Annotated in this window: 22 protein-coding genes; 11 read left to right on the forward strand and 11 right to left on the reverse strand. The window is 48.8% G+C overall.

The features are described from left to right. Positions 1–20: 20 nt before the first annotated feature. Together Q0R57_RS02700 and Q0R57_RS02705 are read left to right on the forward strand one after the other, a co-directional pair. Positions 21–728: a hypothetical protein gene (locus Q0R57_RS02700; protein WP_294743667.1), complete on the forward strand. Its 708-nt coding sequence runs from the start codon at positions 21–23 to the stop codon at positions 726–728. A 27-nt stretch (positions 729–755) separates the two neighbouring features. Continuing rightward, positions 756–1,040, forward strand: coding sequence for a hypothetical protein (locus tag Q0R57_RS02705; protein WP_294743669.1), 285 nt, complete (start codon positions 756–758; stop codon positions 1,038–1,040). A gap of 164 nt (positions 1,041–1,204) precedes the next feature. Here Q0R57_RS02705 and Q0R57_RS02710 read toward each other — a convergent pair whose 3' ends face one another. From Q0R57_RS02710 to Q0R57_RS02735, 6 genes are all read right to left on the reverse strand, one after another. Then, positions 1,205–1,666 carry an N-acetylmuramoyl-L-alanine amidase gene (locus Q0R57_RS02710; RefSeq protein WP_294743671.1) on the reverse strand — a complete coding sequence of 154 codons (462 nt, stop codon included), beginning with the start codon at positions 1,664–1,666 and terminating at the stop codon, positions 1,205–1,207. Positions 1,667–1,800: 134 nt separating this feature from the next. Continuing rightward, complete coding sequence (locus Q0R57_RS02715) at positions 1,801–1,914, reverse strand: smalltalk protein (RefSeq protein ID WP_294743673.1); 114 nt, start codon at positions 1,912–1,914, stop codon at positions 1,801–1,803. A 348-nt stretch (positions 1,915–2,262) separates the two neighbouring features. Then, entirely contained in the window at positions 2,263–2,865 is a 603-nt protein-coding gene (locus Q0R57_RS02720) for a hypothetical protein (protein WP_294743675.1), read from the reverse strand. A gap of 247 nt (positions 2,866–3,112) precedes the next feature. After that, on the reverse strand, positions 3,113–3,340 hold the full coding sequence (locus tag Q0R57_RS02725) for a hypothetical protein (RefSeq protein WP_294743677.1): 228 nt from the start codon (positions 3,338–3,340) through the stop codon (positions 3,113–3,115). Positions 3,341–3,611: 271 nt separating this feature from the next. Then, a complete protein-coding gene (locus Q0R57_RS02730) occupies positions 3,612–4,424 on the reverse strand; it encodes a DUF6371 domain-containing protein (RefSeq protein WP_294743679.1) in 813 nt (270 codons plus the stop codon). Positions 4,425–4,543: 119 nt separating this feature from the next. Then, on the reverse strand, positions 4,544–5,929 hold the full coding sequence (locus Q0R57_RS02735) for an AAA family ATPase (protein WP_294743680.1): 1,386 nt from the start codon (positions 5,927–5,929) through the stop codon (positions 4,544–4,546). Between the two features lie 621 nt (positions 5,930–6,550). On the opposite strand from Q0R57_RS02735, the gene Q0R57_RS02740 reads away from it, so the two are divergent. The 9 genes from Q0R57_RS02740 (at position 6,551) to Q0R57_RS02780 (ending at position 12,664) form a co-directional block, all read left to right on the forward strand. Then, a complete protein-coding gene (locus Q0R57_RS02740) occupies positions 6,551–6,781 on the forward strand; it encodes a helicase associated domain-containing protein (RefSeq protein WP_294743682.1) in 231 nt (76 codons plus the stop codon). Positions 6,782–6,880: 99 nt separating this feature from the next. Further along, positions 6,881–8,089 (forward strand): hypothetical protein, encoded by a 1,209-nt coding sequence (locus Q0R57_RS02745; RefSeq protein ID WP_294743684.1) that lies wholly within the window; start codon positions 6,881–6,883, stop codon positions 8,087–8,089. A 304-nt stretch (positions 8,090–8,393) separates the two neighbouring features. Beyond that, positions 8,394–9,071 (forward strand): PIG-L family deacetylase, encoded by a 678-nt coding sequence (locus Q0R57_RS02750; protein ID WP_294743686.1) that lies wholly within the window; start codon positions 8,394–8,396, stop codon positions 9,069–9,071. Positions 9,072–9,147: 76 nt separating this feature from the next. Continuing rightward, positions 9,148–9,543 (forward strand): WbuC family cupin fold metalloprotein, encoded by a 396-nt coding sequence (locus tag Q0R57_RS02755; protein ID WP_294743688.1) that lies wholly within the window; start codon positions 9,148–9,150, stop codon positions 9,541–9,543. Between the two features lie 369 nt (positions 9,544–9,912). Then, entirely contained in the window at positions 9,913–10,086 is a 174-nt protein-coding gene (locus Q0R57_RS02760; RefSeq protein ID WP_294743690.1) for a hypothetical protein, read from the forward strand. A 176-nt stretch (positions 10,087–10,262) separates the two neighbouring features. Further along, positions 10,263–11,279 (forward strand): transposase, encoded by a 1,017-nt coding sequence (locus Q0R57_RS02765; RefSeq protein WP_294743692.1) that lies wholly within the window; start codon positions 10,263–10,265, stop codon positions 11,277–11,279. 539 nt (positions 11,280–11,818) lie between these two features. Continuing rightward, entirely contained in the window at positions 11,819–11,971 is a 153-nt protein-coding gene (locus tag Q0R57_RS02770) for a hypothetical protein (protein ID WP_294743693.1), read from the forward strand. After that, positions 11,968–12,216: a hypothetical protein gene (locus Q0R57_RS02775; RefSeq protein WP_294743694.1), complete on the forward strand. Its 249-nt coding sequence runs from the start codon at positions 11,968–11,970 to the stop codon at positions 12,214–12,216. The genes Q0R57_RS02770 and Q0R57_RS02775 overlap by 4 nt, the downstream gene beginning before the upstream one ends. Next, complete coding sequence (locus Q0R57_RS02780) at positions 12,203–12,664, forward strand: Lrp/AsnC family transcriptional regulator (protein WP_294743696.1); 462 nt, start codon at positions 12,203–12,205, stop codon at positions 12,662–12,664. Before Q0R57_RS02775 ends, Q0R57_RS02780 begins: the two co-directional genes overlap by 14 nt. Positions 12,665–12,667: 3 nt before the next feature. On the opposite strand, the gene Q0R57_RS02785 is transcribed toward Q0R57_RS02780, so the two are convergent. The 5 genes from Q0R57_RS02785 to Q0R57_RS02805 all read right to left on the reverse strand — a co-directional run bounded on the left by Q0R57_RS02785 (position 12,668) and on the right by Q0R57_RS02805 (position 19,494). Then, positions 12,668–13,888, reverse strand: coding sequence for an ABC transporter permease (locus Q0R57_RS02785; protein WP_294743697.1), 1,221 nt, complete (start codon positions 13,886–13,888; stop codon positions 12,668–12,670). 6 nt (positions 13,889–13,894) lie between these two features. Further along, positions 13,895–14,644, reverse strand: coding sequence for an ABC transporter ATP-binding protein (locus Q0R57_RS02790; protein WP_294743699.1), 750 nt, complete (start codon positions 14,642–14,644; stop codon positions 13,895–13,897). Continuing rightward, positions 14,644–15,852 (reverse strand): efflux RND transporter periplasmic adaptor subunit, encoded by a 1,209-nt coding sequence (locus Q0R57_RS02795; RefSeq protein WP_294743701.1) that lies wholly within the window; start codon positions 15,850–15,852, stop codon positions 14,644–14,646. Before Q0R57_RS02795 ends, Q0R57_RS02790 begins: the two co-directional genes overlap by 1 nt. Before the next feature lie 56 nt (positions 15,853–15,908). Next, on the reverse strand, positions 15,909–17,261 hold the full coding sequence (locus Q0R57_RS02800; protein WP_294743703.1) for a TolC family protein: 1,353 nt from the start codon (positions 17,259–17,261) through the stop codon (positions 15,909–15,911). Between the two features lie 169 nt (positions 17,262–17,430). Continuing rightward, the gene (locus Q0R57_RS02805) at positions 17,431–19,494 is read right to left on the reverse strand and encodes a hypothetical protein (RefSeq protein ID WP_294743706.1); all 2,064 of its coding nucleotides are present in this window, start codon (positions 19,492–19,494) and stop codon (positions 17,431–17,433) included. Positions 19,495–19,643: the final 149 nt, after the last annotated feature.

Genomic DNA, 19,643 nt, shown 5'->3' on the forward strand with positions numbered 1-19,643 from the left:
GAATCAATACGCTTGAAATTATGAATATTAAAGACGTTCATCTTTCTGGTGGTTGCCATGTTGTTGTTCTAGGGGCTGGTGCAAGTATTGCAGCGACCATGAGGGATGCAGAGATACATGGGCTGAAATTGCCTTCAATGAAGAATCTTCCCGATGTGGTTGGCTTGAATGGTGTATTGAGTCATTTCCCTAAGGAACTTATTCAAGACAACTTTGAGGCAACATATAGCAATATAGCAGAGCACGACCCGAATAATCCATACCTAAATGTTATGAATGATATGATTTATTCGTACTTTAGTAGTATGGAACTCCCTCATAAGCCTACTTTATATGATTATCTTGTCATGTCATTACGTGATAAAGATGTTATCGCCACCTTCAATTGGGATCCTTTCCTTTTTCAAGCATGGTGGCGTAATTATCTTCATGGTAGTAGCCCAAAACTTGTTTTCTTACATGGAAATGTTGCTGTTGGCTATAACATAGAGCATAACATGATGGGGAGGGCTGGGATGTACACGAGAGAAGGTAATATCTATTTCGAACCAACAAAGCTACTATATCCTGTAAAACATAAGGATTATTCATCAGACCCATTTATACATTTATCATGGGATATTTTGCAAGAACGATTGGATAAAGAGAAATGTAATACGCACAACGTCACAATTTTTGGATATAGTGCTCCAGTTTCTGATGTTGAAGCTATGGGATTGATGAAATAAGCATGGGGTAGAGTAGAAAACAGAAATATGGAGCAATTTGAAATAATTGATGTTAGAAGTGAAGAAGATGTAACATATTCCTGGAGGGATTTCATCCATAAACATCATTATGATTATTGCAGAACGTTCTTTGAGAGTTCTCTGGCACTATATCCCCGCAGGACAGATGAGGCTTACTTTTGCCATTATCTCCCAATGACTCCAGAGGAGGCATTTGTTGAAAGCAATCCTGTTCCACAAGATTTCCAAACATTCGAAGAAATGTGGGAATGGTATCAGCCTTTAATTGAAAAGGAAAAGAGTCGGGAATGAAGAGGAAAAACTCCACGTGTCTCACGACAAATGGAGGTGCTATGATACTAAACGATGTTAGATGGAAGATAGCAGAAGGCTGATGATAACCTATCGTCTCTGGGCCGATGGCCAGATGGTTGATGTATGAAGGTAGATGTCTGATACATAAATAATCGAGAAGATTAGAGATTTACAATCATTGTATTGTGTTCCCGATTCTCCGGTTGGAGGTTAGCATACTCGATGCTGGCGGGATAGCAGGGGCATTTCTTGACTACGTGGGGTAGCTCGCAGTGACCGACGATGCGAGCATCGGGGTAGTCACGGGAGAGATCTTTCAGCAACTCATACAATGAGTGCTTCTGGGCCTCAGTGCGAGTGTCGGCGGGTTGGCCTTGCTCATCGAGGCCTCCCTCGTAGACGATGCCAAGGGAACACCAGTTGTAGCCCTTCACATGGATGCCCTGGACACTCTCAGACAAGAGGGGGATGATGTCGCCATTGCGACGCACGTACCAGTGGTAGGATACCTGGCCATACTTCTGCTTGCCGCAGTTGATTAGCGATTCCACGCTGAAGGGCTTGTTGCAGCGGTTAGCCACGCAGTGCACGACGAGATACTTCACGACTTTTAGAGGTTTCATTTCACACAGATTTTAATGTCACACAGATAATAATTTCACACAGAAATCACGGAAATCACAGAAATGATTTTTTGTGTGTCCCGCAGAGAGCAGGTGTTTCTTAGGTTTCGCGGAAAGCGCAGAAAACGCAGAAATTAAAACCAGTGGGGAGTACAGGACTGAACGGCGAGAGTACCGGCGATGGTGGTAATGACTGTGGCGAGGAACTTAAGTACCTTGGCCACGTTGTTCCAATTTACTTTTATCATAAAGTTTAAATTTTAAATTAATATTATAGTTGTTCGTTTCTCTGGCGCAGAGAAAGAACCAAAGAGACATTCCCCTAACCAAGGCCTTCCCCCGAGGGAAGGATGCAAACAGAGAGTCGCAGAAGCCGACGACTCTCTGTGGGTTTTGGTATCGCGGGACACGCGATGAGTCTTTACGGCTGGCGCAAGAGAAAGTCCAAGGCCTGACCAGCAGGCTGCGTTCAGGAGAGATGTTAGATGGATGATGTAAGAGGGAAGACGTGATTGTTGAACCTCTTCAGGAGTCTCCTCGCAACACCCCGGACTAGTCAGGCCTCAGATATTCCTTGGTTATGAATTAGGCATCGCCTAATTCATATTATCATCATCGTCTCCTGAGTCGCCGCCGGGATTGCCTCCGGGGGTGTCACCTCCAGTTCCTGAGGTTCCGGAGTTTCCACCGGTGTTGGAGCCACTGCCACTATTCGTGCCATTCGAGGGATTCGTGTTCGACTCAGAACCACCATTCTCTGGTGTTCCAGAAGTCTTGGCCTTCGACTCAATGAGGTCCTTGATGTTCATGAAGGCGGCTTTCTTCTTCAGCATCTTAGATGAGAGGTTGTTCACATCGGTGCGGCTGGGGGCAAAGCAGAGGTACAGACCCTGGATGTTGGTGCCGAGGCTGAAGTCGGACTCCTTCTGGGAGCCGGTGCTCTTGACAGAGAGGTAGAAGGTGCCGAGTTCGCCGAACTGGACTTTCTTACCTTCGAGAAGCTGCTCGAGCATACAGTTCTGCAGCTTGTTAGCAACGCCGAGGCAGACATCTTCACCATAGACTGAGTTGTGCTCAGACATGTGCTTGCAGAGCTCCTGATAGGTCATGGTCTTGGTAGAAACCACGCGACCATACCACTTGCCGAAGGCTGCCGTCTTCTCGTTGTTGTTTTGAGTTACTTTTACTAGTACAGGCATTTTTTTAAATTGAGAGTTGAGAATTGAGAGTTGAAAGTTTGCTACCGCGCGACTTGCATTTTCAAACACTCATCAATGATTCTCATTGACAATGCAAAGGTACAACATTGGGGGAGGGCATTGACGAAATTTGACGAACTCTGACGAACATTGACGAAATAAGATGAACTTCGCACACAGATTTTTAAAAGTCCCGCAGAAATAGCGGAAATAGGAGAAATGTTTCGTCGAACACGAATGGTACGGATTACACGAATTTGATGTGTTTCTTTGGAGGTACTGGGTCTTCAGGAGGTAGCGTGATGTTGTAATTGCGACAGACGTACTCTAAAGCTTCACCACGAAGGGTATGGGCCTTGGGAGAACTGCCAAGTTGGGCAAGGTCGTCGCGACAGGTACAAAGATAACGGTAGAATGTGGAATACGATACATCGGCCAAAATGGCCAGTTCTGATTTTTTATACGTTCTATTCATAAAGCTATTGAATTAGGATGGTTTGCACGCAGAATTCGAGGTGAATTCACGCTGAATTCGATGGGTTTGCACGCAGAATTCTATAGGTCACACAGATATCACAGATATTTTAAATTTTTGAAACGAATTAGAATAATTCTTCCAGATGATAAGTTTCTATTTGTTTTGAAGAACTTCTGAAAGCGAGCTTTCGAGATTCTTCCAATAAAATCAAACTCAATCATCTTCAAGAATTGAGTTTTCGTCTCTTTCGAGTTAGATGTTTTCGGAATCATAAGATAATTTCTGTGGTTTCTGTGTGAGTTAAAGATTCTAGTAAAAAGTCGAGAAGGTCGATGTTGCGGGACTTTTGAGCGTCGGAGGCATGATCTTCGAGGGTGCGGTCGACGGAGAGGGTGATGTCGTAGTGCTTACGGACGGAGTCGCAGAGTTCTTCGAAGAAGAGGATATTCGACATGCAGGGGTCAGTGTAAGGATAGATGGTGACTGTGCGACCCTCCAGAGGAGCGAATAGGTCGATGTCTAAATGCGAGACAGTGCAATAGGCCATCCAGATAGAGTCTGGGAATAGCTCGGACAGCACCACGGCAGAAGACTCGCACTCAACGATAGCAATTGGTTTATCTGCGATATCTGCGCAATCTTCGAGACCTAAGAGATGCAGGCCGAAGAGGCAGTGATTCACTTGCCAATATTGCAGGAGGGGCTCACGCTTTTTCAGAAGCTGGGAGATCCAGGTGTCCTGACCGATATGGGCATCGAGGGGCTGAAACATATCGTCAATCATCCAGTACATAGGTTGGCCACTTTTGGTTTTGCCGAGGTGATAACGCTGCGCTGCATGGTGCATCTGTTCGACAGTGAGTTTGCCAGCAGCGATGAAGGGCTGGAAGAAGTTGAAGTCGTCGGCACGACAGGCAGAGATCATCTTCATTGAGGGCATGACGAAGTCCATGGAGTAGCGAGGGTCGTTAGGGTCAAGAGGTGTACACACCAGCTGACCTTCGACCATCTGAACGTCGAGGCCGATTTCACGGCCAAGACTCTTCAGAGATGTTCTCGCTAATAACTCCTTCAATGTCATAAAAATCTGTGCTATCTGTGATATCTGTGTGACTTTTCCGACGGGGCTACTTGGAGCCCCTATATATATACAGAGCCCTTTTTATTATTAAATAAAAAAGGGCGATATATAGGGGGCTGCTAGTAGGGTGGTGCATCATCAGTGTCGGTCTCAGGGAATGGGAGCGATGACTGCACGGGCTCTTTGGCCTTGCGACGCTGCTCCTCCTCGTATGCCAGGATGCGCTGGCGCTGCTCAGCGGAGTTGAGAAAGAAACCCTGCTGATTGTAACCATCCTTGCCAGGGACAATGATATGCTGCTCCTTGGCACAGTCAATCAGGAAGTAATAATACTTGCTGTCATCGATGCCGGCTATACGCATGGCAATTGCCATAAGCTGGTTATAACGCTTGAATGCGCAACCCTCCATAGCGTCGGTGAAGAGCTTGACCAAATCCCACGGAATCTCTTCGGGGGGCAATGGCTCCTCGATATCGTTCTGAAGGATATACTCACGGTTGAGATTGCCCCAGTCAATGTCGTACTTGGGCTTAGGCTTCTCCTCGGGCTTCTTCTTTGAAGCAAAGCGGCCGTTAGGCTCGCGAGGCTGTTCATCGGGTTTCTCGCAGGAGATAGGCAGGGCTGCATCGTCGAGCTGGTAATAGAGATTGTCCTGGCATCGCCTCATGCGCGACATGACATGCTCTACCTTGAAGGTCTCGGTGTTAGGCACGATGGAGCACGCCCAAGCCTCGAAGGCTTTGTTGGCGAGCTCGGTACCAATCCATCCACGCATATTACGGTCGGTGTCGCTCTTGTTCTGATGGAGCACATCTACGATGCAACAGTTATACGTCTGGGCAAGGCCCATTTGATCCTCGACCACCATCGTGGCCTGCGTGCCATCGTTGATGTCGGTAATCAGGTCTTTGATGCCGTCGACAATCACGAGGTCGGGTTCTATCTCGCTGATGGCGACAGTCAACAGTTCGCGTCGTTTCTCCCAGCCAATACCACGGACGTTGAACACAAAAAACTGGTCGTTTAGTTCTGAACACGAATTAACCGAATTGCACGAATGATTCGTTGGATTAGTGAGATTCGTGTTCGAATTTATTTCCGTGGTTTCTGTGATTTCTGTGTGACTTAGAGGAATGATGCGGTGGACAAGAATGTTCTGGGTGGACTGAGCGGACTGCTCAGTGTCGTACCACAGCACACGGATAGGCGTTTCGCGGATGCGCTCTAAGCCGAGCACATTCTTCTTCATGCAACACGCCATGACGATAGAGAGAAAGAGCGTTTTACCGCTCTTCGCCTTACCCGTGTTAGCCACGAGTTCGGAGAGCGGAAAACACTCAGTACCGTTCATCTTGAACAGGAATTCCAATGGTGACAGCTTGGTTTCGGGGGTTACCCTGTGCTGCATCAGTTCTTCGTGGGGCGTCAACTTCTTGTTGGCTGCCGCAGTCTGGCTTAATTTGGCCTGACTGCTCCTAACTAAAGAAAAAGCGTCTTTACTCATATAAATTCGATACTATAATTGATGTCGCCAGTCGACGCAATAAAGGTACGGAGATTTGGCGACGCAGCGAAATAACTATCTTAACCAAGATAGATTTAGTATTTTTTTATTTTTAAACACTTTAAGTAACATGAAAAAGGAGTTTTTAGAACTCAAAACATTGAAGACAGCAATGACAACCCTCTCGGAGGGTTTGTCAATATTGGTGTTGGAGAAAGTGGACTCTCTCTACGCCAATAGCCGTCAGGCGATGTGTTCCCGTTATAGCTTAGGCAACGGGGCATTTAGCAGAGTCTAAAAACGCAATCTTTTGCCGGGTGACCACCTGCAATTGTGGCAACTCCTGATGATTAATCAGGACATCCGCGCAAAGTTAAGGAACAACAAAACAGAGTTACAGCGATGGGAACTGGCACTGCAACATGAGCTGCGCCAGGCTCTTAATGCTGATGTGGAGCCTCCTTAGGTGAGGGGGCCAGTACTCAATGGATGACATTGAGAGTGGGCTCAAGGAAGTACGAAATGCTGGATTCTTGAATTTAAGGCAATGAAGTGTTTCTTAAAAGGAGTTTGGCAATTTTGTAGCTATCTATTCTGGCCACAATGGGGGAGGATTAAGCAATGACGCAGGATGAACGTTGGATAGCAAAATACAATGAAGTGGTTGAATTTATCTATACCTACCACCGTAATCCATCTAAGTACAACCTGGAAGAGCATGATATGCTGAACTGGCTGAAGGCTAATAGGAAGAAGATGAACGCCAACGAACTGAAGCCAGAGAGGGTAGAGGCATTCAGGAAGCTTCTGGAGTTATGTGAGCAGTATAAGCGAAAGAACCAGTATCAATGAAGGGATTATATGTTTCGTAACATTTATAGCAGTATCCTTGGGTTTTATTCTCAATCCGCTTTTAGGATTGGAATAGAGACTAACGTTACATTCAAGCATATGAATGAGAAAGATTACTCTATTCTTGCTCATGAATACATGCATTTTTTGCAGGATATTACTACTTCATATGGTGCTTTCTGTGCTTATTCAATTTCTGAATATATAAAATCCGTTGCAGAAAGTATAAGAGATTCGAAAGACGGTACGATAGAAATACCTTATACACCTGAGCCAGGTGATGACAATGTATTCGCGAATTATTATGTACGATCTCTGACATATGGGGATTATAATGAGATAAAGAGCGTTTCGGAATTAATAGAGATAAAGAATCTCCAAGAGGCTCTTGATTCTAAAGATTTAGATTCGTTTCCTGTAATCGAGCTGTTATTGAAAGATGGTGAAGGCAATCCGAAAACAGTATATTTTGGAGCATGTGCTGTTATGGAGAGTTTGGCGTATATGATGGAACGTTTCATCGCCCCTCTCAGTTTACCTTCTCCTGATTACCCATACGATATTGTTGAGAAGATTGTTGAAATGGTATATCCAGAGTTCGGAAATGAAGTTCTTAATATTATTGCCTTGTGCGATGTCTCTTTACTTACAAGTTCCCCTGGTCATACTCTCGTTTGTTATCTTGTTCAGTTTAAAGAAGACGCGTGGTTGCCCCAAAAACCAGAAGATGTATATGATAAAGTTTTAGCTGGCGGCTTTAAAGTGCAAGGGAGTAAACCATGTACTAGAACGTTCGAAGAGGAAATGAATGAGATGTGTCGGCTGTCAATAGAGTCCGCAAATTCGTATTTTGCTCCAGAACTTGTGAGATATAGAAAATGGATAAAAGAGACGTTTACAAGGGGTTTTGAGCTTCGCTCTAAAAATCCATCATTCATGCTTGATATTGCCAGAGATGGTGACATTAGGAATAACAGAATACTAAAGTATTTGATTGAGGATTATTTTGGAACCCCAATAATAACAAATCCTTGGGGCGAGGCTACGATAAAATCACCAGTCGTACATTTTGATAGTGATTTCTTCTTGTTCCCAGCTATAGGAGAAGTAATGAAACTATTTGAGTCAGGTGATTGCAATTGTTCTCTAAAAGAGTGTTGTGCGAGACTTGGTGGCCCTGGGGATGATATGTGTAATACAGAGCCATGGAGCCATGAGGTGCGAATGGATAGGTTTTGCCCATATAGCCTGTTATGGCATAACTGGAAATTCAAAGGTTGCAAACCAATTAAACACCCTATTTCATAAATGGGGTGGAAAGACGAGCGTAGCTGGTCTTTAGAAATAGCGAAAGGCTCTTTGGGGCACGCCCAAATGTGCCTGAAGCGGAAAAGATAAACAATCCTGCCGGATGTATATCGGGCAGACACCTATATCGGTGGAGGCAATGTGTCTGGAAGGCTCTTTGCATCCAGGGCGAGAGGGTGGGGAAAATATATTAGCCCCCTACAGGGGCGGGTTAAAAACAATGATGATAATCGTAGGGGCAAGCCCCCTACGCTAAAATATTAAGCCCCGTTGGGGCAAATCGATAATAATTAAATATTACAATATGAAGTATCTTATAGTAGTGGCGCACCCAGATGATGAGGTGCTGGGTGCAGGAGCGTCGATTTATAAATGGACGCAACAGGGTGATACAGTAGATGTGTGTATCATGAGTGCAGAAGCAAAGGCGCGTGCTTTCCGTCCAGAAGATAATGAGTTGGAAGATGATACGCACAAGGCACTGGCATACATCGGTGTGAACAAGGAGTATGAGGGCACATTCCCTAATATCGAGATGAACACGGTGCCTCACCTTCAGCTGGTGCAGCACATCGAAGGGGCCATCAAGGAATCTCAGCCAGATGTCATCATCACGCACCATCCTGCGGACACGAACAACGACCACCTGCAGACCTCAATGGCCTGTCAGGAGGCTATCCGCTTGTTCCAGCGCAGGCCTGAGGTGAAACGCGTAAAGGAGTTCTGGTATATGGAGGTGCCTTCGTGTACGGAGTGGAAGATCAATAATGCCATGCAGGACTTCGTGCCCAACTGCTACGTAGAGGTTGGCAAGGACGGTGTGGATGCGAAGATTAAGGCGCTATCGATGTATCGTGGTGTGATGCGTCCTTATCCTCATCCTCGTTCTGCGGAGTATATCTCGGGATTAGCAGCAGTGCGCGGTAGCCAGTGGGGCGTGAACTATGCTGAGGCTTTCGAGGTAGTACTGAGAAATTACTAATCGGTCGATATGAAAGCTTTACTAAAAGCTATCTGGCTTTTTTGTTCATATTTGTTTGTACCACAAAGAAGACATCATGAAGATAACACAAGCGATATTGGATGAGTTGACGGCCAAGGCAAAGGAGAGCCCGCGGTTGAGGATGAACATGGACCTGAGGAACTCTAGTGATGATACATCACAGCGGATGCTGAATGCCATAGAGCCGGGATCGGTGGTGCCTATACATAGGCATAGGATGAGCTCCGAGACAGTGGTATGCCTGCGGGGTAGGTTAGTGGAGGAGTTTTACGATGACCTGGAGAGGATTTGCACGGAGGCGATAGAGCTAAGCCCTAATGGGCCGGTGGTGGCACTGAACATCCCGGCAGGGCAGTGGCACACCATCCGTTCGCTGGAGTCGGGTAGCGTTATCATGGAAATGAAGGACGGGAGGTTTGAACCGACTCAGGACTGCGATATCCTTAGATAGTCAAGGGCACACAGAGATTTAAGGTCTCGCAGATATATTTAAGGTCACACAGAAATCACGGAAATCACGGAAATTTTTTTTGAGGGTCCCGCAGAGAGCAAGTTTTTTCTAAGGTCTCGCAGATATCGCAGAGAACGCAGATATTTTTAATGTCACACAGAAATCACGGAAATCACGGAAATTTTTTTTGAGGGTCCCGCAGAGAGCAAGTTTTTTCTAAGGTCCCGCAGAAATAAAGGAAATTTTATTTAAGGGCACACAGATAGCACAGATAGCACAGATTTTTTTTAAAGTCCCGCTGAAGGTTTAGCTCGACGGCCCGAAGGGGAAAGTCAAAGAAAAGAAATAGCAGAAATAGGAGGTAGGAAGATGGAAGATGTTGTAGCTCGTTTGAAGGAGTTTATAGAGATGGAGGCAAGGTCTGGTTCTATGGATCCTGGGTGCATCACTCCGATGTATGTGTATAGGATGTGGGGAGGGCAGGTGCCTCTCGCAGAAATAGAAAGGGCGTTAGAAGAGGTGAGATCACACGGAGAATTCTAAGGTCACACAGAGATTTAAGGTCTCGCAGATATCGCAGAGAACGCAGATATATTTAAGGTCACACAGAGAATTCTAAGGTCACACAGATATCACAGATATCACAGATTTTTTTAAAGGTCCCGCAGAAATAAAAGAAATAAAAGAAAATTTTTTCAAGATAAAGAAGGAAGGAAGATATGTCAGTAATTAAGCGTGAGAAATCGAAGATTGGGATGTACCATGTGCTGGCACAGGGTGCAGGAAACAATGAGTTGTTCCACGACGATGAGGATTATCAGGTGTTTGTGGAGTATCTGGCAAAGCTGATGAAAGAGGCATGGGCGGAGGATGACGAGCCGGACAGACCATACTTCCATACGTATGCCTACTGCCTGACACCGAAGCAGTTCAGACTCATCGTGAAGGAGGAGAAATACCAGGTGAGCGCGATCATGCAGAGCATCTCGCAGTTGTACTCGCGGTACTATTCGAGTAAGTACAACAGCTATGGGCCATTGTACCGCAGACGGTACTATAGTGAGCCGATAAACGATGATGAGCGACTGGAGGTGGTGATGCGGTATGTGCATCAGGAGCCTGTGAGATTAAATGTCACACAGAAAGAAATGTTTTCCGAGGTCACACAGAAATCACAGAAATCACAGAAAGAAGGTCACACAGATAGCACAGATAGCACGGATTTATTAAGTCCCGCAGAAATAAAAGAAAGAAAGGAAATATCTTTAGGCTCCCAGAAAGAAGGTCACACAGATAGCACAGATAGCACAGATAATTTTGAGGGCTCGCAGATAGCGCAGAAAACGCAGAAAGATAATGCGGAGGAGCTGGATGAGTGGGCATGGAGTAGCTGGCATGAGTATGTGGGGCTGGGGAGTGATCTGCCCATGGTGTGTGAGAAGCCTGACGCTTGTCATGATTTGACGGCGGAACAGTGGCGGGAATTGTTGAGTAAACCACTGCCTGAGGGGACGAAGTGCCTGGAACCGAAAGAGTACCGCGCACCGAAGCCAACGGAGACTCAGGTGCTGAGTATGGTGCGACTGATGACGAGTGCCACGAACTGGAATGAGTTTAATACCTTCCCGAAAGATGAACGCCTGAAAACCATCAAGCAGTTGCTGCAGAATGGGGCTTCTATCCGACAGATGGAGAAACTGACGGGGATTGGACGGGGAATCATACAAAATTTGTAAATTAATGTCACACAGATACCACGGAAATCACAGATATATTAAACATTAACTATTTTCCCGTCACCTTTCACCCTTCACCCTTCACCATGATAAGGTCACACAGAAATCACGGAAATCACAGAAATAGTTTTTGAGGTATTAACAAAAACCGTAAAAACCCCATTAAAGAGATTGTACTCTTGTCAGAGTACTAACGGCATCAGTGCAAATCTTCCTTACAAGCAAGCTTGCAGATAAGATTTCCACTTATCCCGTTACCCTTTCAGGGATTCAATCTCTTTAATGGCAAAAACAATAAAAAACATGCTTTTTCAAAGTTCGCCTTGGCGATAACGAACAGAGATTTTTTAGGTGAGATAGGGAGAGCCGAGGATGCGGATGTGCATCCTCGGCTCTCTACGTATAGCACCGAAAACTTACGATTATTTGCACGAAAATAAAGAAAACTGCAAGAAAAAGTGTAGATTTTGGCATAAAGATTGCAATAATATCAGAAATAATTATTATTTTTGCACCCAGAATCAAATTATATTGTGATTATGAATACTAATGCAAACAAACAGAGTAATGCTGCCATGGCTTTGGAAAAGGCTATGGAGGTAAGGCGTATGTGGATGCAGGCCTTGTCTGGAAAGATCAGCAAGAAGGAGTTGGATGCTAAGGGTATTCGTTTTATGGCTGTAGCAGAATGACGGAACTGTCGCTATCGGCCATAAATGCCACCGCTCCTTATCGCTTGAGAAAATCTGAACTTTTGATAAGTTTGACAAGGACATTCACAAGGATGAACCTTGGGACGTTCATATTTCAGAATAAAGTTTCAACTATTACTGATAAAGAACCAGCGGCAGGAAAAAAATCTGTCGCTGGTTCTTTATTTGGAAAAAATGATGTATCTTTGCAGCGGGAAATAGAAAAAAGATATGGAACAGATTGATGAGACCGACCTGCAGATACTGAGGACACTGCAGAGAAATGCGAAGTTGACAACGAAGGAACTGGCCGATGCGGTGCATCTGACCCCTACGCCCGTATTTGAACGTCAGAAGCGCCTGGAGCGTAAGGGCTATATCAAGAAATACGTGGCGGTGGTGGATGCCGAGAAGGTGGGGCTGGGCCTGCAGGTGTTCTGTAAGGTGAAGATGCAACAGATAAACCACGAGATTGCCGATGCCTTTGCCCGTCGTATCCGCAGGATTGACGAGGTGACAGAGTGCTATAACACCTCGGGCGCGTACGATTATTTGCTAAAGGTACGCGCCCGAGATATGAAACACTATCAGGAGTTTGTGCTCAACAAACTGGGTGAGATAGAGCATGTGGCGTCTATCGAGAGCACCTTCGTGATGAGCGAGCTCAAAAATGACTATGCCGTGAACATCTGATGACTATTCGTGGCGGATGGCCTCAATGGGATCCATACGTGCAGCCTTGACGGCAGGGAAATAGCCGAAGAGGATGCCGAGGGCCACGCAGACCAGGAACGACACGTAGATGCTCCATGCGGGCACGCTGCTGGGCATGCCGAACAGTGGCGTGAGGAAGGCACTGGCACTGCATCCCACGAGGATGCCGAGCAGACCACCGGTGACGCTGATGAGCACTGCCTCGATGAGGAACTGCAGTGAGATGACTGCTCCCGTGGCGCCTACCGCCATGCGGAGACCAATCTCCTTGGTACGCTCGGTGACGCTGACCAGCATGATGTTCATGATGCCGATACCTGCCACCAGCAGTGAGAAGGCTGCTGCCACCACGAGGATGAAGGTCACAGTATCCATGGTGCTCGACATGGTGTCCATCATCTCGGCCTGAGAACGGATGGTGAAGTCATCGACAGCCTCGCCTTTCAACTTGTGGTTGTCGCGCAGCATCTGTGTGAGCTCCTCGATGGCTGCATCTGTGAGCTCCTCGGTGAGTGCCGAGCAGACAATACTGGAGAAGTAGGTCTGGGCAGCGATACGCTTCATGACGGTGGTGTAGGGGGCCACGATGACGTTGTCCTGGTCCATGCCCCACGAGTTATAACCTTTGGACTTTAGCACACCGATGATACGCATGGGGATAGACTTGAAGCGGATGGTCTTGCCGATGGGGTCGATATTGTCGCCAAAGAGCTCCTTGACAACGGTGGCACCCACCACACAAACCTTAGCCGCCTTCTTGATATCCTCCTCGGTGAAGCACTCGCCCTCTTCGATGGTCCACTGACGGATGTCGAAATAATCGACCGACTCGCCATACATCGATGAGGTGGTGTTGTTATTGCCGTAGATGGCCTGACCGGAGGCAGTAACCTCGGGCGACACCTTCGACACAAATTTCTTCTCGCGCTCAATACGCTGGTAGTCAGCCATCTTCAGCGTCTGCATGGCAGAGGGGTCCTGGCGCACGCCACCACGCATATCGGCTCCAGGACGGATGGTGAGAAGGTTGGTACCCATGGTGGAGAGCTCCTGTCGGATGCTTTCCTTGGAGCCCTGCCCGAGACTCATCATGATGATGACTGCCGCCACACCGATGATGATGCCGAGCATGGACAGGAACGAGCGCATCTTGTTGTTGCCCACAGCCTTCAGGCTGACTTTAAAGAGATTTAATATATTCATAAGCCTTTAGTCGTCTTGTGGTATTGGCAGTTGGGCGAGAGCCTCGGCTGCCGATTTGATATTCTCGTTGACGGTATCTTCACGAATCTTGCCGTCGCGCAGGTTGATGTTGCGACTGGCATATTCTGCAATCTCGGGGTTGTGGGTCACGAAGATGATGGTGTGGCCCTTGCGGTAGAGCTCCTGGAAGAGCACCAGCATCTCGAACGAGGTGCGTGTGTCGAGGTTACCAGTAGCCTCGTCGGCCAGTAGCACAGCGGGGTCGTTGACCAGCGCACGGGCGATGGCCACACGCTGCATCTGTCCGCCCGACATCTGGTTGGACTTATGATAGATGCGGTCACCCAGACCTACGTCCTGCAGGGCTTTGATGGCCCTCTCGCGCCTTTCCTTGGCCGACACCGATGAGTTGTACATCAGTGGCAGCTCCACATTCTCGAGTGCCGTGGTCTTGGCCAGCAGGTTATAGTTCTGGAACACGAAGCCAATCTTACGGTTGCGCAGATGGGCGCGCTGCACCTTTGACATCTGACGTACGGAGATGCCGTCGAGCAGATACTCGCCGCTGGTGGGTGTGTCGAGGCAGCCCAGCTGGTTGAGCAGGGTGGACTTGCCGGAGCCAGAGGTACCCTGTATGGTGACGAACTCGCCCTCGTAGATCTTGAACGAGACGCCACGCAGGGCCTTCACCGTTTCGCTGCCTACCTTGAAGTAGCGCTTCACGTTCTGCAGTTCAATAACGACTTTTTTCTCCATTATCTCCTTTGTTGGTTGTTGCCACCCTGTTGCTGACGGTTGTTGTTACGTGGACGGGGCATGAAGGGGTTCTGGGCCTGCTGCTGAGGACCGGCCTGCTCCTCGCCACCACTGATGGTGAAGTCGACCAGCACCTCGGTGCCAGCGCTGATGCCACCAGTGATCTCGGTGAGCATGCCGTTGGTGGTGCCAGTCTCTACGGCATGAGCCTTGAAGACATTACCCTCGAGCGTCCATACCTTAGAGGGAGCCTCGATATCTTCGATGGTCTGACCCTCGGAGAGCAGTGCATCGTTGATGGTGAAACGTAGCGCCTTGGCCGGCACGGTGAGCACGTCGTTCTTCTCGAGTGTGAAGATGGTGACGTTAGCCGTGAGGCCGGGCTTCAGCTTCAGGTCGTTGTTGGGTGCTGAGATGACCACCTCGTAGGTTACCACGTTGCTCTCGGTGGTAGCCTGCTGACGCACCTGTGTGACGCTGCCCTGGAACAGGTCCTCGGGGAAGGCATCGACGGTGAAAGACACACGCTGTCCCTCCTTTACGCCGCCGATGTCAGCCTCGTCGATGTCGGCGATGACACGCATGTCGGTGAGGTCCTGGGCGATGGTAAACAGCTCAGGTGTATTGAATGAGGCTGCAACGGTCTGACCTTCCTCGACTGCCTTAGAGAGCACCACGCCGTCGATAGGACTGGTGATGGTGGCATAGCCCAGGTTGGTCTGTGCCTTCTGCACACTCTCGCGTGAGGTGTTCACCTGTTCCTTGGCCTTGAGGTACGACAGTTTTGCCGTCTCGTATTCGTCAGCACTCACCAGTCCCTTGTCATAGAGCTTCTGGTAGCGGCTGTAGTTGGTCTGTTCGTAGTTGAGCGTGCTCTGTGCCGACGACAGGTTGGCACGTGCTGTGTTGAGCTCGCTGGTCAGGTTGGTCTTGTCAAGCTCGGCGATGACCTGTCCTTTCTTCACCACTGAGTTATAGTCCACGTAGAGCTTCGACACGATGCCGCTGACCTGCGTACCTACGGTGACGCTGGTCACGGGTTCGATGGTTCCTGTGGCGGTGATGGTGGTCTGGATGTTTCCCATCACGGCCTGAGCGGTCTCAAACTCTACCTTCTCCTCCTTCTTGTCGCCCGAGAGCGTCAGATAGGCGATGATACCAATGACAGCAACGGCTGCCACGATGATCCATGTTTTTTTGTTGTTCATATCGTTTGTTGTTTTTTGGGTCTTATGGGGTTTGGGGGTCTAATGGGCCTTATGGGTTATTTTTCGCCGGCATAGAAGCGCAGTAGCTGCTGGTTGAGGATGGTCTGGTACTTAGACTGCAGCTTGTTCTGCTGGGCCGACAGTAGCTTGTCCTTGCCGTTCATCAGTTCGATGATGTTGGTGAGACCCAGGTTGAACTTCTCCTCCAGCAGGTCGTAGCTCATCTGCTCACTCTCCACGGTGGTCAGCGCAGCACGGAAGCGCTGCTGGTTGGTGTTAGCATCCTGCCAGTAGCCCTCGATGGTCTGGTAGAGGGTCTTCTGCTGGTCCAGCAGGTCGAGCTGTGCCTGTTGCTGTTGTATCTTGGCTTTATTGACCGAGGTACGCGTCTGGCGTGCATCGAAGATGGGGATGCTCAGCGTGAGTCCTGCCGAGGTGTTGACGTTGGTCTTCATCTGGCTGCCCCATGAGGTGCTGGTCAGTGAGTTGGTGCTGGTAGTAGCACCTGCCGTCATGTTGAGTGTGGGCAGCCAACCGGCCTTTGCCACCTTGACGTTGATGTCGCTGCTCTCGATGTTGAGGCGTGACTTCTCAATCTCAGGACGTGACTGCAGCGCCTGCTGATAGACAGAGGGCAGGGCAGGGATGTCGGCCAGTGCCTGCTGGTCGGTGGTGTTGGGGATTGCCACATCGAACGCCTCGTCGCTGGTGAGCTCGAGCAGCTGCTTCAGCTGCAGCTTATAGTCGGCCAGCTGTGCCTGTGCATCCACGATGTTGTATTCGTCGGTGGCACGCTGTGCTGTGAGTTGTGCCAGGTCGGCCTTCGACATCTTACCTACTTCGAGCATTTCCTTACCGCGCTCCTCGTTCTTCTGACTTGTCTCCAGGCTGGCCTTGCTCACCTTGATGCTCTCGTCGAGATAGAGAATTTGCACAAACAGCTGGGCGATGCGCTCCTGGATGCTGTTGGCTGTGACGTCGGTCTCCAGCTCTGCCTGACGCTCAGTGAGCTTGTTCAGTTTGATGTTGTTACGGTTCTTATTGCCGTTCCACACCGTCCACTGGGCGTTTAGCGAGTAAGAGCCATTCAGGTAGGTCTTGTCAATTTTGGTGTTCACCATGCCGTTGGTCACCGTGGTAGTTCCAGAGTCCTGCCAGGGACGATAGCCCAGGCTCTGGTTGGCCGAAGCGCTGACAGAGGGCAACAGGGCGCTCTTTGAACCCTTTACATCCTCGGCGGCAGATTGCTGACTGAGTCGTGCCTTCTGCAGCGTGATATTGTTCTGCATGGCATAGTCAATGCAGTCCTGCATGGTCCATTGCTTCTGGGCATACAGGGGCATGCTGGCCATGAGGCAGACGGGCAATACCCATCTGGTCTTCACCTTATTCAAAAATTGTAATCTCATCTTGTTTTCTCTATAATAATAATAAAGTGGTGCAAAAGTACGCATAAAAAATGGAAACTGACATGATAAGTATTCAAAAATAGAAGAATTTAACAAACGGTTTTTTTTCTTCACAAAAAGAGGATGTGCCTTGTGACACACCCTCTTTGTATGCATACTTGATGAATCATCAGTTGATGAGGAAGTACTTGGTCTGTTTGTTGTAGGTAGCCTTCACCGTAGCACGGCCATCGACAATGGGACTCACCTCGACCTTCACAAGATTAGGAGCCTTCTCATAGCTAGTCTGTATCTTGGAATTGGCCTTCAGCGGAGCGTAGAGCTGATAGTGGTTGCACTCGGTATAGCCATTCTGGTTGGTTGACATGATGGGTTGTGCAGGGATGTTCAGCTTCTTGCCATCAACGGTGATGGTCAGCTCAGGAACGAAGATTACAGGCATAGCATCTGTCTTAGTGAAGCCGATGCCGTGAAGGTCGAACAGACCCTGCGGACGCTGGGGCTGCTGAGGACCACGACGTGCACCGCCAAACTGCGGACGACCCTGGGGCTGCTCAGGCTGCTGAATCTCGGGACCATCGGCCACGAGGTAGATGGCGTGCTTGCCAGTGAGACCTTCTACATCGGGTACCAGGACAGAAACTGTCGTTGCCTTGTTGACAGGGACTTTCTCGTCGATGCTGAAGACACCGAGCTCCTGACCCTTCCAAGGATCATCGAGCTTAACGTGAATCTTGAAGGCACCCTTGCCGCTGTTGGTGAGGTTCAGATAGAGATGGGCGTTGTCACCCTTCTTGATGCCCTCGAAAGCCTTACAGCCCTTGGTGTCCTGAGCCAGACCACCGAAGCCGAAGTACTTGAAGCCGATGATGCCACCATTCTGAATGCCTGCGAGGTCCATGGAGTTGTTCCACACGTCGTGGTTGTCCTGCATATACTGATTGGCGTTAGGACCATACATGAAGCAGGCGAGACCTGCACTGTAGTAGTCGTAAGGAGGCAGACCGAAGATCTGGAAGCCCTCGCTGGTCACCTCGGCACCCGTATATTCATTACCGTCGCTGGCCTTGGCAGTCCACACATTATCCTTAGTATAGGGGTCGTAGGCAGTGATCTTCACCACGCCACCCTTTGCCACTGGTTTCTTGTCCCATGTGATCTTCACAGGAGCCACCATGGGCTGACGGGCATTGCCAAAGCCACGGGGAGGACGGTGATAGAACACGTACCACTGGCCATTGATCTCCTGCAGCGAGCCGTGGGTATTGTGAGCGGCATTGGTGGTGATGAGCTTAGAGCCGTCCTCGTTGAGAACCACACCACGTGAGTCAACCAGCACGCCACCAGAGCGCCAGGGGCCCAGAGGAGAGTCGCCAAAGGCATAACGCAGGGCTGAGTTCGTGTTGCCCAGGCCGTACTCCTTGCCAGAATAGCCAGAGAACACCATCACATATTTATTGCCAACCTGACGGATAGACGAAGCTTCGAAGAAGTTGAAGTCCAGCGGGTTCTGTCCCTGATAGAGGGCCTTATACTCGCTGCCTGCCTTGTCAAGCAGACGACCATCGGCACTGCTGGCAGGGATGAACGGGTCGATAGGCTCTGTGCCCTCGCGCTTTGAATACATGGTGTTCTGGTCCAACTCAACAGCTGTAGAGTGCTGGAAGCCGTAGAACACATAGGCGCGATAGCCCTTGTCGTAGTCCTTGTCTTTCTTGTCAGTAATCGTCTCGATGAACACTGAGGGGTCGAAGTCGATGAGTGAGCCCGGCAGACACTGTGTGCCGTCCTCGGTGAGGTTCACCGGCACGAAGGGACCATTGGGACGGTCGCCCTTACATACCATCGGCGTGCGACGCCAGCCACGAGAGTGGGGGTAGAGCCAGTAGGTCTTCTTACCTGTGTTACGGTCAACGGTGCATACCAGGTCGGGAGCGTACATCGTGTCCCACTGTCCGCTGACGAACCATGTGAAGATAGGACCCTCGTCGCGCCACTGGCTGAGGTCTTCAACGGGTGCCGACCACATGCGGATGTCAGGACCACAATAAGCAGAGCCATTCACGTCGTGTGAGCCGATGATGTAAGCTCTTAACTTTCCTGGCTGGTCAGGGTCTTCAAACACGCGGGGCTCGCCGTCGGGCAAGTGTTCCCACAAAGGCAGGTAGGGGTTCTGTGCATTGACTGTGAGTGTGGCAGCCAATGAGAACGCAAGTAAAACAAGTTTCTTCATATTTAATATTTTAAAGGTTTTTGTATTTCGACTGCAAAGGTAGTAAAAATACACGTATTCCGATTTCCAATATGTTTCGTTTCCTTCACATTATGTCCCACTATGGCATGAAAAACTGAAATGAATGTCAAAATTCCGAAAAACGTTTG

Source organism: uncultured Prevotella sp., assembly GCF_946407605.1.
Lineage (GTDB): Bacteria > Bacteroidota > Bacteroidia > Bacteroidales > Bacteroidaceae > Prevotella.

Excerpts from the sequence above, each read along its gene's own strand:
- Q0R57_RS02780 (WP_294743696.1), top strand. The coding sequence starts at position 12,203 with ATGGAACAGATTGATGAGACCGACCTGCAGATACTGAGGACACTGCAG.
- Q0R57_RS02790 (WP_294743699.1), bottom strand. The coding sequence starts at position 14,644 with ATGGAGAAAAAAGTCGTTATTGAACTGCAGAACGTGAAGCGCTACTTC.
- Q0R57_RS02800 (WP_294743703.1), bottom strand. The coding sequence starts at position 17,261 with ATGAGATTACAATTTTTGAATAAGGTGAAGACCAGATGGGTATTGCCC.
- Q0R57_RS02745 (WP_294743684.1), top strand. The coding sequence starts at position 6,881 with ATGAATGAGAAAGATTACTCTATTCTTGCTCATGAATACATGCATTTT.
- Q0R57_RS02775 (WP_294743694.1), top strand. The coding sequence starts at position 11,968 with ATGACGGAACTGTCGCTATCGGCCATAAATGCCACCGCTCCTTATCGC.
- Q0R57_RS02755 (WP_294743688.1), top strand. The coding sequence starts at position 9,148 with ATGAAGATAACACAAGCGATATTGGATGAGTTGACGGCCAAGGCAAAG.
- Q0R57_RS02785 (WP_294743697.1), bottom strand. The coding sequence starts at position 13,888 with ATGAATATATTAAATCTCTTTAAAGTCAGCCTGAAGGCTGTGGGCAAC.
- Q0R57_RS02750 (WP_294743686.1), top strand. The coding sequence starts at position 8,394 with ATGAAGTATCTTATAGTAGTGGCGCACCCAGATGATGAGGTGCTGGGT.
- Q0R57_RS02720 (WP_294743675.1), bottom strand. The coding sequence starts at position 2,865 with ATGCCTGTACTAGTAAAAGTAACTCAAAACAACAACGAGAAGACGGCA.
- Q0R57_RS02725 (WP_294743677.1), bottom strand. The coding sequence starts at position 3,340 with ATGAATAGAACGTATAAAAAATCAGAACTGGCCATTTTGGCCGATGTA.
- Q0R57_RS02770 (WP_294743693.1), top strand. The coding sequence starts at position 11,819 with ATGAATACTAATGCAAACAAACAGAGTAATGCTGCCATGGCTTTGGAA.
- Q0R57_RS02710 (WP_294743671.1), bottom strand. The coding sequence starts at position 1,666 with ATGAAACCTCTAAAAGTCGTGAAGTATCTCGTCGTGCACTGCGTGGCT.
- Q0R57_RS02730 (WP_294743679.1), bottom strand. The coding sequence starts at position 4,424 with ATGACATTGAAGGAGTTATTAGCGAGAACATCTCTGAAGAGTCTTGGC.
- Q0R57_RS02705 (WP_294743669.1), top strand. The coding sequence starts at position 756 with ATGGAGCAATTTGAAATAATTGATGTTAGAAGTGAAGAAGATGTAACA.
- Q0R57_RS02805 (WP_294743706.1), bottom strand. The coding sequence starts at position 19,494 with ATGAAGAAACTTGTTTTACTTGCGTTCTCATTGGCTGCCACACTCACA.
- Q0R57_RS02760 (WP_294743690.1), top strand. The coding sequence starts at position 9,913 with ATGGAAGATGTTGTAGCTCGTTTGAAGGAGTTTATAGAGATGGAGGCA.
- Q0R57_RS02765 (WP_294743692.1), top strand. The coding sequence starts at position 10,263 with ATGTCAGTAATTAAGCGTGAGAAATCGAAGATTGGGATGTACCATGTG.
- Q0R57_RS02795 (WP_294743701.1), bottom strand. The coding sequence starts at position 15,852 with ATGAACAACAAAAAAACATGGATCATCGTGGCAGCCGTTGCTGTCATT.
- Q0R57_RS02700 (WP_294743667.1), top strand. The coding sequence starts at position 21 with ATGAATATTAAAGACGTTCATCTTTCTGGTGGTTGCCATGTTGTTGTT.
- Q0R57_RS02740 (WP_294743682.1), top strand. The coding sequence starts at position 6,551 with ATGACGCAGGATGAACGTTGGATAGCAAAATACAATGAAGTGGTTGAA.
- Q0R57_RS02735 (WP_294743680.1), bottom strand. The coding sequence starts at position 5,929 with ATGAGTAAAGACGCTTTTTCTTTAGTTAGGAGCAGTCAGGCCAAATTA.
- Q0R57_RS02715 (WP_294743673.1), bottom strand. The coding sequence starts at position 1,914 with ATGATAAAAGTAAATTGGAACAACGTGGCCAAGGTACTTAAGTTCCTC.